The 12897-nt window shown below is 60.9% G+C and carries 9 protein-coding genes and 2 pseudogenes; 2 read left to right on the plus strand and 9 right to left on the minus strand.

Features of this window, described 5'->3' with window-relative positions:
* Positions 1 to 9 precede the first annotated feature (9 nt).
* A complete protein-coding gene (locus ABXS05_RS30870) occupies positions 10 to 555 on the plus strand; it encodes a GNAT family N-acetyltransferase (protein WP_367626554.1) in 546 nt (181 codons plus the stop codon).
* A gap of 88 nt (positions 556 to 643) precedes the next feature.
* Here ABXS05_RS30870 and ABXS05_RS30875 read toward each other — a convergent pair whose 3' ends face one another.
* The 7 genes and pseudogenes from ABXS05_RS30875 to ABXS05_RS30905 form a co-directional block, all read right to left on the minus strand.
* Positions 644 to 1033 carry a GFA family protein gene (locus ABXS05_RS30875; RefSeq protein ID WP_367626555.1) on the minus strand — a complete coding sequence of 130 codons (390 nt, stop codon included), beginning with the start codon at positions 1031 to 1033 and terminating at the stop codon, positions 644 to 646.
* Between the two features lie 82 nt (positions 1034 to 1115).
* Positions 1116 to 1781, minus strand: a pseudogene (locus ABXS05_RS30880) (transposase); the annotation flags it as partial.
* A 951-nt stretch (positions 1782 to 2732) separates the two neighbouring features.
* A pseudogene (locus tag ABXS05_RS30885) lies at positions 2733 to 3353 on the minus strand (recombinase family protein); the annotation flags it as partial.
* Positions 3354 to 4220: 867 nt separating this feature from the next.
* A complete protein-coding gene (locus ABXS05_RS30890; RefSeq protein ID WP_367626556.1) occupies positions 4221 to 5027 on the minus strand; it encodes a crotonase/enoyl-CoA hydratase family protein in 807 nt (268 codons plus the stop codon).
* Positions 5028 to 5056: 29 nt separating this feature from the next.
* A complete protein-coding gene (locus ABXS05_RS30895; RefSeq protein WP_437178713.1) occupies positions 5057 to 6730 on the minus strand; it encodes an acyl-CoA dehydrogenase family protein in 1674 nt (557 codons plus the stop codon).
* Positions 6727 to 8340, minus strand: a complete 1614-nt coding sequence (locus ABXS05_RS30900) for an AMP-binding protein (protein WP_367626558.1) — start codon at positions 8338 to 8340, stop codon at positions 6727 to 6729. Before ABXS05_RS30900 ends, ABXS05_RS30895 begins: the two co-directional genes overlap by 4 nt.
* An 8-nt stretch (positions 8341 to 8348) precedes the next feature.
* Positions 8349 to 9383: a glycine cleavage T C-terminal barrel domain-containing protein gene (locus ABXS05_RS30905; RefSeq protein WP_367626559.1), complete on the minus strand. Its 1035-nt coding sequence runs from the start codon at positions 9381 to 9383 to the stop codon at positions 8349 to 8351.
* A 176-nt stretch (positions 9384 to 9559) separates the two neighbouring features.
* Between ABXS05_RS30905 and ABXS05_RS30910 the strand changes: the two genes are divergently transcribed.
* Positions 9560 to 10459 (plus strand): LysR substrate-binding domain-containing protein, encoded by a 900-nt coding sequence (locus tag ABXS05_RS30910; protein ID WP_367626560.1) that lies wholly within the window; start codon positions 9560 to 9562, stop codon positions 10457 to 10459.
* Between the two features lie 453 nt (positions 10460 to 10912).
* Here ABXS05_RS30910 and ABXS05_RS30915 read toward each other — a convergent pair whose 3' ends face one another.
* Together ABXS05_RS30915 and ABXS05_RS30920 are read right to left on the minus strand one after the other, a co-directional pair.
* Positions 10913 to 11425 carry a tyrosine-type recombinase/integrase gene (locus ABXS05_RS30915; protein ID WP_367626561.1) on the minus strand — a complete coding sequence of 171 codons (513 nt, stop codon included), beginning with the start codon at positions 11423 to 11425 and terminating at the stop codon, positions 10913 to 10915.
* 236 nt (positions 11426 to 11661) lie between these two features.
* On the minus strand, positions 11662 to 12537 hold the full coding sequence (locus ABXS05_RS30920) for a LysR family transcriptional regulator (RefSeq protein WP_367626562.1): 876 nt from the start codon (positions 12535 to 12537) through the stop codon (positions 11662 to 11664).
* Positions 12538 to 12897 lie beyond the last annotated feature (360 nt).

Here is a 12897-nt window from a genome sequence, read left to right on the forward strand (position 1 = left end):
GAATAGTGAATGCAGATCATTGAAACAGATCGCCTAATCCTCAGAAATTTTCGGGAGGGCGATGCTGCAGCACTGTACGCGTATCTGCGTGAGCCTGCAGCCAATTGTTTTCTGTCGCTTAAGCTCGTGGACATGAAAGACGCCGAGGCCGAAGCAAGGAACCGAAGCTCCGACGACGAGCATGTCGCGGTCTGCTTAAAAAAATCGGACCGGCTCATCGGTGACGTCTTCGCTGTTGCTGAAGACGACACATACTCTGTCGGTTGGAATTTCAACCCCGTTGTCCATGGGAAGGGGTACGCCTTCGAAGCTGCAAAAGCACTCTTTACCTATCTTTTCGAAGATAAGGGTGCCCGTCGCCTTTATGCTTATGTCGAGGACCATAACATCGCCTCGCAACGCCTCTGCGAACGATTGGGAATGCGCAAGGAGGGCACGTTCGTGGAATTCATTTCATTCGCAAACGACGAAGCCGGCAATCCAATTTATGAAAACACCATGCAGTACGCCGTGCTGCGCCGCGAGTGGAAGCCGATGATGCGGAGTGCTGACTGATTTTCAGGCGGAATGTTGTGCCATTCCGCTAGAAGACGCCGCTGCCGCCGGACGAGGTGCTGGGGTGCCTGACACGCACATCGCCTGATCACAGCGGCCCACCGTTCCATTGTTTCAGTTCCACATCGAGCATAAGCCATTCGACCTTGTCCTGTACAAACCAGTCTTCAGCAGGCAAAAAGGCGCTGTGGTCGTTGAGACTTCTCAAAGTTACCCAGATAATTTCCGGGTTGAGATCAAAAATGAAAGTAAGTGGACCTCCGCAATAGTTGCAACGAGTTCTGACGGCTTCATCTGACGATCGATACTCTATCGGCGTACCGCATTCAATTTTGAAAGCAGCTTCATCGATCGCAACATATGTAAGAAATGCCGATCCGCTGTATTTGCGGCACATGCCGCAATGGCAATTGACCGCAGTTCTGTGCCTGGCAGTTAATTCATAGCGGAATTTCCTGCGCAGACAGCCTCTGCGCATCACTACCTCCTGTCCGTCGTCAGAACATTTGGCGCAACTGGCGGCATAGATTAGCGGAGTTCGGGCCTCGTCTGGGGGGATGTTAAGCGGCGAGCTTGCGGTGCTGCAAGCGCCGATATTTGATGGTCTGTCGCTTGATCCTTTCGCGCTGTTGGATGATGGCCGGAGCCCTGCCGAAGTAGGCGTCGGCAGGTGTCACGTTGGCCAGGCTCTCGTGGTAGCGCTGGTGGTTGTAGTGGTCGACGAAGGCCTCGATCTGGGCTTCGAGGTCGCCGGGCAGGAAGTAATTTTCTAGCAGGATGCGGTTTTTGAGGGTCTGATGCCAGCGCTCGATCTTGCCCTGGGTCTGGGGATGACACGGGGCGCCGCGGACGTGGCTCATCTTGTTGGCCTCGATATATTCCGCCAGTTCGCCGGCGATGTAGCTGGGGCCGTTGTCGCTGAGCAGCCTTGGCTTGGCAGCACCGTGGCGTGATCGCAGCCCGATGCGGCCAGGGCGAGGTCGAGCGTGTCGGTCACGTCCTCGGCTCGCATGTTGATGCACAGCTTCCAGGCGATGATGTAACGCGAGAAGTCGTCGAGCACGATCGACAGGTACATCCAGCCCCACCCGATGATCTTGAAGTAGGTGAAGTCGGTCTGCCACATCTCGTTCGGCCGGGTGGTCTTGGTATGGAACTGATCGGCGGCCTTGATCACGACGTAGGCCCGGGCTGGTGATCAGATCATGGGCTTTGAGTAGCCGGTAATGCGACGAAGCCTAGATCCTCCTTAAATCACAACCTCAAATCTGTGCCATTGGTGCTGACGGAGGACAGCGAAGGGTAGTAGGTACTGGTGCACTCAAGTCAGGATCAGAGTGAACTACGCCATAGTACGAAATAAACTTCTAGAATCATTGGAAAGTAGAAATTCTAGTACGCTATGGTGCGCCTGCGGTGATCGCAAGTAATGATTATATCCTGCCCCCGCAACCACGATTTTGTACGCCCCAGCGCGATATGACCGCACAACATGCGATAAACCCCGCCAAGCAATCGCTTGGCGGGGTTTTGTTTTTTTATGATCCAAGCGAAGAGCGAAGTCAGATAGCGGATCAGTAAACAAGCGTAAACGATGCTCTACCGGCCTACATCAATTGTCTGCTTGCTCATTTGGTGTTCTGTTTCGAAATTCGCTGAGCTACTCTTCGTCCAGAATGTACGCTTTTTCTCTTGATGCCTGTCAATGCTCTGATGGACGCTCGAGCTATATTGAGTGCTTGCCGGCAAGGAGCAAGGCTCGATGAGGTACTCGGCGGTCATGGTTTATGTCGATACTGGCGGCTACAATACTGCTCGCGTCGATCTTGCCTGCGAAGTCGCGCGACATTTCGAGGCCAGGTTTATCGGGGTGTCAGCAAGTGCCGCACAACCGCGGGTGGTGCTACCCGAAAAGGGGCCGGCTACCATCAGCCTGGATATGAGCCCTTATCTCGACCACGCCGAAGCGGATCTGCGTTGCGCGAAGGACCTATTCCATCGTGCTGCGCAGGCCCATGAATGCCGCCTTGAATGGCGGAGCTCCATCGACAATCCAAACGATTTCGTGGCTAGCGAGGGGCGGGCCGCCGATGTCATTCTGGTCGGTCGGATAGGGAACTACGTTTCGCCACATCATGCCATCGATCCGGCCAAGCTGATCGTCTACGCAGGGCGCCCGGCGCGGAAATGCCGTCGCGGTTCAACTCGACGGCGATCCTCTTCGCCGATTTGCCGCCGGCATAGTCGCGGAAGATGCGGCGCACGACTTCGGCCTGGGCCTCGTTGATGCTGCGATCGCCGCAGAGCGGCTCGCCGCCTGCCCCGAACTTCTTGACGACATCATAGCCATAAGCATTGCCGCCGCCAGACTTGCCGGCTTCGATCCGCCCGCGCAGCCCGCGTCGGGTCTTGTCCGCCAAGTCCTTCAAGAAGAGCGCATTCATCGTGCCTTTGAGCCCGACATGCAAATGCGAGACCTCACCTTCGGACAGCGTATGAAGCTTCACCTCCGAATAGGCCATGCGCTTGAAGAAGCCGGCGATGTCTTCCTGATCGCGGGAGAGGCGATCCATTGCTTCGGCGAGGACGAGTTGGAAGCGACCGCGACTTGCGTCCGAGATCAGGGCCTGGATGCCAGGACGAAGAAGGGAGGCGCCGGAGATGGCGTGGTCGGTATATTCCTCCACGATCTGCCAGCCTTGTCGTTCGGCATGGAGCCGGCAGATGCGAAGCTGGTCGGCAATGGAGGCGTCCCGCTGACTGTCGGATGAGTAGCGGGCGTAGATTGCGATCTTCAAGGATCATTCTCCCTTGGGATCAGGAGCGGGTCTTACGGCGCCCCTTTCTCGTCTGTGCTTCGTAGACCTGCCGCGCGGCGTGACGAGCAAGCAGGCGGACCAGTTCGACCAAGCGTCTGTCCGGACCGGCACCGTCATGCCCACATCGCGAGTCCGACTTAGTGAGCCGAAGTACACTTCCCGGCTGTGAGCGAATATCGGAAGCCATGGTTGCGCTGTTCCAAGTCGATTGCAAGCTGACAGCAATAGGATCAGGGTAGGAGGAGGCATAAACAACTGTAATCGAACGATAAAGAAGACGCTACTTGATGCCTCATGGCGTGCCACTGACCGTGCGAGCTTGCAAGGGCGTGCTATGGCGAATGGAAAATAAGCGGGCGGGCGCCTATCTTCGTCGCGCCGACTGAGCTGCCTGATGATTGAATATATCGATGAGTTCGGCTCGCATTTGGCGAAGCTGAGGCCAGGGCCGCTCATCCACGTCGCGCCCCTATTCGGTGGTCCGGGGCTCCTGCACCAACAACTTAGAAGCTGCCGTTTGGATCGGGATAATCTTGTTGCGAACGCCCTGTAAAGGCACTGCTGCTATTCGGCGATGTCGGGCAATCAACTCAGCATGCCAATAGACGATCTCAAGTGACTCGCACGACCCCAAAACGATGCTTCGCCGTAATCGAGTGTCCTCATGATACCCTCGACACTTGGTTGGCTCAGACCGGGGCGGCACGCGCCGCACAGCCCCGGAACTCGGTCAAGACCGCTGTCCGACCAATGTGATGCCAGAGAGACACAGTCGACTTCACAGACTGGACGCTGCCGGTTCAGCGCCAGTCATGTTCTTTTGGCAGGAACACGGGCGCAACCTCATCAATTGTTGGGCCGCACCCTGGCCGCCGATTTGTCGGCAAAGGCCGCAAGACGGGCGCGGGCGTCAGGCTGGGTGTTCACCACGCCCGCCACCACCGCCTCGGCATAAGCTGCATCCAGCGCCGACATGTTCTGCATGTGGCTGACTGCCGAGCAGATGGCAAAGTTCGAAAGCGGCAGGTTCTGAGCCGCCTTGCGAGCCAGTTCCATCGCCCTTTCAAGGCTGGAGCCTTCGGTGATGTACTGCGCAAGCCCCAGATCGACTGCCTCCTGCCCCTGATAGACACGACCCGTCAGCATCATGTCGATCATTCGTGACTTGCCGATCAGGTCGGTAACGCGGATCGTGGCGCCGCCGCCCGTGAAAAGTCCACGTTGGCCCTCGGGCAGTGCGAAATAAGTCGTCTGGTCCATTACCCGGATATGGGCCGCGCTGGCGAGTTCCAGGCCACCGCCGACAACAGCACCCTTCAGTGCAGCGATGACGGGGACACCGCCATACTCCATCTTGTTGAACGCCTCATGCCAACGCATGCAAAGATGCATGAACTCGGCCGGGCTGCGGTCGGCCTGATGATGTTCGACCAGGTCCAGCCCGGCGCAGAAATGATCCCCGTTAGCGGCCAGCACAATAGCGCGGATCCCGGCGCGCGGCGCGGCCGAGAAGAACTCGACGAGCTCTTCGATCGTGTGCGAATCCAAGGCGTTCCGCTTGGCGGGACGGTTCAGGGTGACAACCCAGACGCCATCCTCATGCGCATCTACGGCCAGGTTCGCGAAGCGGGTGCGGTCGATCTCAAGGGTCATTCGGCGGTCCTGTTCAAGGAGCAAGGATATTAGACGGCGGCGTCCAGGAGGCTGGCAGCACCCTGGATGATGCGGGCGCGCTGGAGGCCGGTATCGGGCAGGATGTGACGTGCGTAGAACCGCGCGGTGGCGGCCTTGGCGGCCATGAAGTCACGGTCGCCCGCGAAGGCTTCGCCGGCCAGGACCGAGCGCGCCATCTGCCAGCCTGCGACCAGGTTTCCAGCGAGCATGAGATAGGGCACGGCACCGCCATAAGCTTCGTTCGTGGATGCGGCGAGAAGATAAGCGACAGCGGCCTCGAAGTCTTGCCGCGCTGCGCCGAGCCGTGCCGCGATGTCCCGCGCCACCGATGAGCCGCCGCCGAGCGCCGCCTCCGTCTCCGCGATCATCGCGGCGATACGGGTGGCCGTGGTACCGCCGTCGCGCAGGGTCTTGCGGCCCAGAAGATCATTGGCCTGAATGGCCGTGGTGCCTTCGTAGATCGGCAAGATGCGGGCATCGCGGTAGTGCTGGGCGGCGCCGGTTTCCTCGATAAAGCCCATGCCGCCGTGGATCTGTACTCCGAGAGAGGTGACCTGAACGGCCATTTCGGTGGAGAACCCCTTGACCAGCGGCACGAGGAATTCCGTCATGGCCGCGTCGCCCCGGTCCTGCCAGCCCGCAGCAAAGATTGCCAGGGCGCGGCAGGCCTCGGTCGTTGCCCTCATATGCGACAGCATCCGGCGCACGTCGGGATGCTGGATGATGGCGACTGCTCCGGGGGTGCTGCCGTCAACCGGCCGGCCCTGCAGGCGGGATTGCGCGTAGGCGAGTGCCTGCTGGGTCGCGCGGTCCGAGATCGCAACGCCTTGGACGCCAACCGCAAAGCGGGCGGCGTTCATCATCGTGAACATGTACTCCAGCCCTGCGTTTTCGGACCCGATCAGAAACCCGGTCGCGCCTTCATAGTTCAGGACGCAGGTCGGGCTGGCCCGGACGCCCAGCTTGTGCTCGATACTCTGGCAGGTCACACGGTTGCGGCTGCCATCGGGAAGGACCTTCGGCACCAGGAACAGGCTGATTCCCTTGACGCCCCGCGGGGCATCGGGCGTGCGGGCAAGGACGAGATGGATGATGTTCTCGGCCAGGTCATGTTCGCCATAGGTGATGAAGATCTTGGTCCCTGTGATCCGATAAGTGCCGTCGCCTTGCGCCTCGGCACGTGTTCGCAGGAGAGCTAGATCACTGCCCGCCTGCGGTTCCGTCAGGTTCATCGTACCGGTCCAGTGCCCCGCAACCAGCTTCGGCAGGTAGACGGCCTTCATCTGATGCGAACCGAAATGGCGTAAGGCTTCGATAGCGCCATCGGTCAGAAGAGGGCAGAGCGCAAAGCTCATGTTCGCGGCATTCAGAATTTCGCCCGCCGCAGCGCCCACCGTCCGGGGCAGGCCCTGGCCACCGTACTCCACGGGATGCGGCAAACCTTGCCAGCCCATTTGAACGAATTTGTCATAGGCGGCGCGAAAGCCTCCAGGTGTGGTCACCCGACCAGCGTCGCAACGGGATCCTTCGCGATCGCCCGGGAGGTTTAGCGGTGCGATTTCCTCCGCACAAAAGCGGCCGAGCTCCTCAAGCACGGCGGCAGCCGTATCCAGATCGATTTCGGCCGGCGCCGCAAGGGCGATGTTGAAAAGCAGGTCCTTTACGGGAGCTTCCCAAGTCATGATTTTGGCCCCAGATCGCGGGCGGCTGCGCGCAGAACGAACTTCTGGATCTTACCCGTGGCGGTCTTCGGCAGCGCGCCGAAAATCACGGTTTTCGGCGCCTTGAAGTGAGCGATGCGGTCGCGGCAAAAGGCAATGAGTTCGGCCTCGGTCAGGGGCGCCCCGTCGCGAAGTTCGACGAAAGCGCATGGGCTTTCGCCCCATTTCGGGTCCGGGCGGGCCACGACGGCCGCCGCAAGTACGGCCGGGTGGCGATAGAGAACGGCCTCGACCTCGACCGAGGAGATATTCTCGCCTCCGGAGATGATGACATCCTTCAACCGGTCGCGGATTTGCACGTAGCCGTCGGAATGGACCACGGCAGCGTCGCCTGACCAGAACCAGCCGCCGGCGAAGGCTTCGGCGGTGGCGGAGGGGTTCTTGTAGTATCCCTTCATCACGGTGTTGCTCCGGATGGCGATTTCGCCCTGGGTCAGGCCGTCGCGCGGCACGTCAGCTCCGGTCGTGCGGTCCACCACGCGGATGTCCTCGACCATGGGAAAGGCCACGCCCTGCTGCGCCTGCTTCTCGGCTCGGGCACCGGCGGGCAGCCTGTCCCATTCCTCTTGCCACAGGCACTGCGAGATATGGCCGTAGGTTTCGGTCAGGCCGTAGACCTGCATTACGTCGAGGCCGAGGGCCGAGGCCTTTTCTAGGATAGCGGGCGGCGGCGGTGCGCCTGCGGTCAGCACCCTGATCTTAGGATCGAAGGGCCGGGCATCGGGGCTGTCGCAAAGCATCTGCAGCACGATCGGCGCCGCGCCCAGATGGGTGACCCGATGCACTCCCATGGCGGCCAGCAATTTCGCCGGGGCGATGTCGCGCGTGAAGATTATATGGCCGCCGACGATGGCCATGGCCCAGGGGTGATTCCAGCCATTGCAATGGAACATGGGCACGACCGACAGGTAAGTCGGATGCGGTGGCAGGGCCCAGCCCGCGACCGTTCCCATCGCCATCAGATAGGCGCCCCGATGGTGATAGATCACGCCCTTCGGCCTTCCCGAGGTGCCTGACGTGTAATTCAGCGCCAATGCCTGCCATTCATCTTGCGGCAGCGCCCAGTCCATCGGCGGATGGGCGGTCAGATCGTCAAAGGTGGTCTGGCCAAAGCCCGCATGGTCCGGAAGGTCAGTGATATCGACCACCGGAAGGTCTCTACCATTGATTTCGAACGCACGACGCAGCAGAGGAGCAAGCGCGGTATCGGCGATCACCAGCCTGGCGTCCGAATGGTCGATGATATAGGCGACCGTTTCGGGTTCCAGCCGCGTGTTGATCGTGTTCAATACGGCGCCGAGCAGCGGAACGGCGTAGTGCAACTCGAACAACTCGGGGATGTTGGGCGACAGAACCGCCACCGTATCCCCCGTCTTGACGCCCAATGCCGCCAGCCCCGCGGCTGCCGATCGACAACGCGCAGCGGTCTCACGCCAACTGCGGCGAGTGTCTCCATAGGTCACGGCAGGGAGGTTCGCGTAGACCGTTTCGGCCCGCTTCAGGAACGACAGGGGCGACAGCGCCACGTGATTGGCGGCGTTCCGCGTCGGAGCGTCAAGTTGCTGGTGCATGTCGAGACTCAGAGGAAGGGAAGATCGACCAGCTTGGCGGCAACCGGTCCATGATCGCGCAGAACCTGCACCGTTTCGCCCGTGGGAACGCTTGCTTCGATCAGCGCATAGCCGATGTTGGCTCTCATGCGCGGCGACCAGACGCAGTTCGTCATCATTCCAATGCGCTGGCCATTCCGGATGATCTCCTCGCGGCGGAATCCGAGCGGCGCGGGGACCTCGCCTTCCAACACCAGGCCCAACTGGTGTCGCCTTATCCCTTCGGCTTTGATCCGGCGCAGGGCCTGAATTCCCACCACATCGTCGGATACGTCAAGGTCGACATATCTGCCCAGACGCACTTCGAACGGATTCGTCGCCTCGTCCGTGTCGCCACCGATCGAGACGAGGCCGCTTTCGGTACGTTCTGCCGTGGCGGGCGCGCCAGGGCCGATGTCCCAGGGTCGGCCCGCCTCCTTGAAGATGTTCCACAGCGCTGTGCCGCGCGTACCGTCTTTCAGATAAATCTCGAACCCACCCTGCTTCGACCAGCCCGAGCGCTGCACCGCAACGGGGATACCCTCGATCTCGGTCTCGCGGAACCAGAAGTATTTGAGGCCCCGCACCCAGTCGCCCAGCACATGGGCCACCACGTCCTCGGCCTTGGGGCCCTGAAGGGCCATCGGCGAGACGTCGGGCTCACTGACCTCGACATCCAGGCCGCGCTCGGCGGCGATGGCCCCGGCCCAGAACCAGATGTCGCTGTCGGCGATCGAGAACCAATAGAGGTCGTCGGCCAACTTCAACAGGATAGGGTCATTGATGATCGTGCCGCGATGATTGCATAGCGGCACGTATTTCCCCTGTCCCGCCTGGCAGGTCGAAAGGTCGCGCGGCGACAGGATCTGCGCGAGCCGACCCGCGTCTGGGCCCTTCAGCTGTACCTGCCGCTCCACGCCCACATCCCATTGCGAGACCCCGTTGATCAGCCGCCAATACTCCGCCTCCGGGTTGCCATAGGAGGTCGGCATGATCATCCGATTGTAGATGCTGGCAGCGGTCATGCCATCGGCAACCGCGCAGGCATAGAAGGGCGAGGGACGCAGGCGCGCCGTCGGGAATACGTTGAACATGGGGCCTCCCTGGATGCCTCCAAAGATCCCTCTGGCGCGAATTGGTCAAACGACGTATTCGGGGGGAACGCCTATACAAATAGTTATGCCTGCGTTTTGGAGCCGTGATGAACCTGGATCTCCCCCCGCTGACCTGGCTCCGTGCCTTCGAGGCATCGGCCCGGACGCTGAGCTTCACACAGGCGGCAGCCGAGCTGCATCTCACCCAGGCCGCTGTCTCGAAACACGTGAAGGCGCTGGAGCAGCACCTGCGGCGTCCCCTGTTTATCCGCCGGCCGCGCGGGCTGGAACTGACCAAGTCTGGCGCCGCCTATCTGCCCAAAATCCAGGACGTCATGGAGCGCCTGGCCATCGGCACGCGAGAGGTCTTTGGCCAGCGCCGCAGCAGCGTCCTGACCCTGCGCTGCGCGGTTTCCTTCGCCGTCAACTGGCTTGCCCCGCGCCTGCCCGACTATCTCAACCGATATCCGGGCAAGACCATCCGCCTTTTGTCCAGTGTCTGGAAAGATGCCATCGACAGCGACGATTTCGACCTCGACATCCAATATGGCAACGGGCAGTGGCCCGGATTCAACAGCCGTCGCCTGACTTGGGAGACGATTACGCCACTCTGCGCCCCTTCGAGCCCGCCGCAAGTGACCGACGATCTGCGACACCACAGGCTCCTGCATGTGCTTGGCTATCACGAGGGCTGGGGCATCTGGTTGAAGGCAGCCGGAGCTCTTCATGTCGACGCAGGCTCCGGGCTGCATCTGGACACGTCCCTGACGGCATTCGAACTGGCGGCGCAGGGCGGCGGTATCGCGCTTGGGCGCAAATCGCTGGCCGAACATGCTTTGGCCTCGGGACGGCTCATCGCGCCGTTTGACCTCGCCCTGCCGATTGACGAAGCCTTCTACCTGGTTGAGCCCGCAGGCAACAGCACGCATCCCGACGCCGGCTTGTTTGCCGACTGGCTTCTGACTGTTGCGCAAGCATCTGGAAACGTGCGCAATCGCGCCACCTGATCGCGCCCGCGCCGTCGTTTTTCAGAGGTGTTGCTTGCCGACAAAGACCTGCCGGGTCTGGCCTACGATGTAAGCGCCCATGCCTGTCACATAGCGTCAAGAAATCCCGCGCCTCGCGCGAATGACAGATAGCGGGACACCGACGTGTCGCTCGTCTGGCAGGCGTTCCTTCATCTGCCTGGCGCAGGATGAAGGCGATCTGTGCCTCCGAAAACTTCGACTTCTTCATGGAACTCTCCTTCTCCCGTCATCGGGATCATAAGTGGAAAATTCCAGCTCAGAACGCTCCGAAAAGCTGGAGGCACGTCAGAGTGGACTCTTGGCACGAGCCGCGCGGCAGCTATCTGACCGCAAACACGCGAAACCCGCCAGCCCGCTTACGTGAAGAGTTTCGGGCGCCGGCAGGCGTACGAAAGTCCCCGAGGAAGGAACCCGCGGGCCACAAATCGACGACTATGGGGATTTGTGTTTGTGACCGATGTCAGCGACGGCGCGTCCGCCGTTCACAAGTACCGGGCTGGATAGCATCGACACTTCGGCGACGCGAAGGCCCGCGCTATAGGCGCCCGAAAGCGCTGCCTGGTGTTTGAGACAGGTGGTGGCGTTAAGCAACCGGGCAACCTCGTCGCGGCTGAGCACCACGGGTAGGTTACGCGGATGCGCCAGCCGAACGAGCCGGCGCGCCAGGTCAGGGCGGTCGAGCGTGTGGGTGAAGAAAAAGCCTAGCGCCGATACAATGCTGTTCACGGTGGGCACGGGGACGCCGTCGTCCTGTTGCTCGATCTGGAACCGGCGCAGATCGTCAATGGTCGCGGTGTCCGGCGAACGCCTAAGGAAGGTCGCCAAACGTCCAATATCGCGGAGATAGTTGCGCTGCGTCTCGCATGAGAAACGCCGCATATTCATGTCGTCGATCAGCCGCTGGCGCAGTGGGCTGATGGATGCATCGATCACGGAATGGGGCATGGTCAGGCTCCTTGTTGAAGAAGCCCGTCATGCTCTGCCGCTGTCGAACCACGCTCAATGCACGCGCGACGACTTATTATTGATCTCTACCTCAACCGCGGGCGACACTCCCGCGCAGCGCGTTCGTTCTACGGCCCCATATCGGCCGCGCCAGCCATTTGCAGAGCTACAAATTTGGGAAGCAAGAGCGGGACAATGGGGCGCAAAATACACGGCAATCGGGACAGGTACGCCCTTCACTTCCAGCGATGGCTGCGAATAGTGCGAACGAAGGCCGCGACCGCGGGAGAGTGGCGTCTTCCCGACACGGTAATGAGGCTGATGGTGCGTTCCACCGCCGGATCAACCAGCGGACGGCGGATGCTCCCCGGATGGGTCACCGAAAACTCGGGCATGAAGGCGAAGCCGATATTCGCCATCACCATGGCCTGCACCCATTCGTCGCGCTCGGAACGGAAGCGCGCGTAAAGCTTCACGCCCATATCGCTGCATACGCCCATCACGATTTCGCGCAGCTCGCAGGACAGCCGGTCAACGTACGGCTGTTCCGAGAGGTCACGTAGCGCGATCACGTCGCGCGCGATGAGAGGGTGCTCGGGCGGCAGCACCACCATGTAGCGCTCGCTGTAAAGGGGCTCCGCGCGGTAGTTATCGCCCAAACCGTCGAGCGCGTTGAGCACCGCGACATCGATTTCGTCCGCCTCGAGTTGCGCCGCCAGCGCTTCCGGTGCGCCGTCGCGCACCGCTACTTCCACGCCCGGCGACTGCCGCTGAAACTCGGCGAGTAGCGACGCAATGCGCATCGGGCCGATGCTCGACATCACGCCCAGGCGAATCGGAACCTGGTTAAGCAGGCGGAAATCCTTCGCGATGCTTTCCGCCGCTTTTGCCTGCTCGAGAATTTGACCGAGACAGGGCTGCATGCGGCGGCCGAACTCCGTGAGCACGATCTGCTTGCCTTCGCGATAGAACAGCGGCGTGCCCAGCCGCGCTTCCAGCTTCTTGATCGCCGTGGTGAGAGCGGGCTGCGAGACGTGACAGGCCTCGGCGGCGCGCGTGAAGCTCAACGAACTTGCCGCCGTGAGAAAGTAGCGGACCTGATGCATTTCCATGATCGCCCCCGAAGAACGAGCGTCGAATACTACATCGCTGCCGCCCAAACGGGAATTATGCATCCATAATCAAACGGTAGTGTCGCTGGGCCCCTCTGGCATGGCTCCATGTTGCGGTCAACGCAGAGGAGAGTGCCATGACGGTTTGCATGCGAAAGCCGAGAACGATCTCAACAGATCGTAACCCTTCCCAACACCGATTGACGCACAGATCGGGGGCCGTCCGACAGCACAGAAGCTGACCGGGATGATGGAGGACCTCGCAATGCTTGAACATGTCAGCCCCCGTTTTGCAACGGGCGCGATCTCGAACAGGCTGTCGGGGCGCTTCTTAGCCACCCGTCGAAACCTACTAGCGGG

It is taken from the genome of Labrys neptuniae (assembly GCF_040797145.1).
GTDB classification, from domain to species: domain Bacteria; phylum Pseudomonadota; class Alphaproteobacteria; order Rhizobiales; family Labraceae; genus Labrys; species Labrys neptuniae.

What these genes read in the sequence shown, in the direction of transcription:
- ABXS05_RS30890 (WP_367626556.1), bottom strand. Translation starts at nt 5,027, where the DNA reads ATGACCCTTGAGATCGACCGCACCCGCTTCGCGAACCTGGCCGTAGAT.
- ABXS05_RS30875 (WP_367626555.1), bottom strand. Translation starts at nt 1,033, where the DNA reads ATGCGCAGAGGCTGTCTGCGCAGGAAATTCCGCTATGAATTAACTGCC.
- ABXS05_RS30900 (WP_367626558.1), bottom strand. Translation starts at nt 8,340, where the DNA reads ATGCACCAGCAACTTGACGCTCCGACGCGGAACGCCGCCAATCACGTG.
- ABXS05_RS30920 (WP_367626562.1), bottom strand. Translation starts at nt 12,537, where the DNA reads ATGGAAATGCATCAGGTCCGCTACTTTCTCACGGCGGCAAGTTCGTTG.
- ABXS05_RS30910 (WP_367626560.1), top strand. Translation starts at nt 9,560, where the DNA reads ATGAACCTGGATCTCCCCCCGCTGACCTGGCTCCGTGCCTTCGAGGCA.
- ABXS05_RS30915 (WP_367626561.1), bottom strand. Translation starts at nt 11,425, where the DNA reads ATGCCCCATTCCGTGATCGATGCATCCATCAGCCCACTGCGCCAGCGG.
- ABXS05_RS30905 (WP_367626559.1), bottom strand. Translation starts at nt 9,383, where the DNA reads ATGACCGCTGCCAGCATCTACAATCGGATGATCATGCCGACCTCCTAT.
- ABXS05_RS30895 (WP_437178713.1), bottom strand. Translation starts at nt 6,730, where the DNA reads ATGACTTGGGAAGCTCCCGTAAAGGACCTGCTTTTCAACATCGCCCTT.
- ABXS05_RS30870 (WP_367626554.1), top strand. Translation starts at nt 10, where the DNA reads ATGCAGATCATTGAAACAGATCGCCTAATCCTCAGAAATTTTCGGGAG.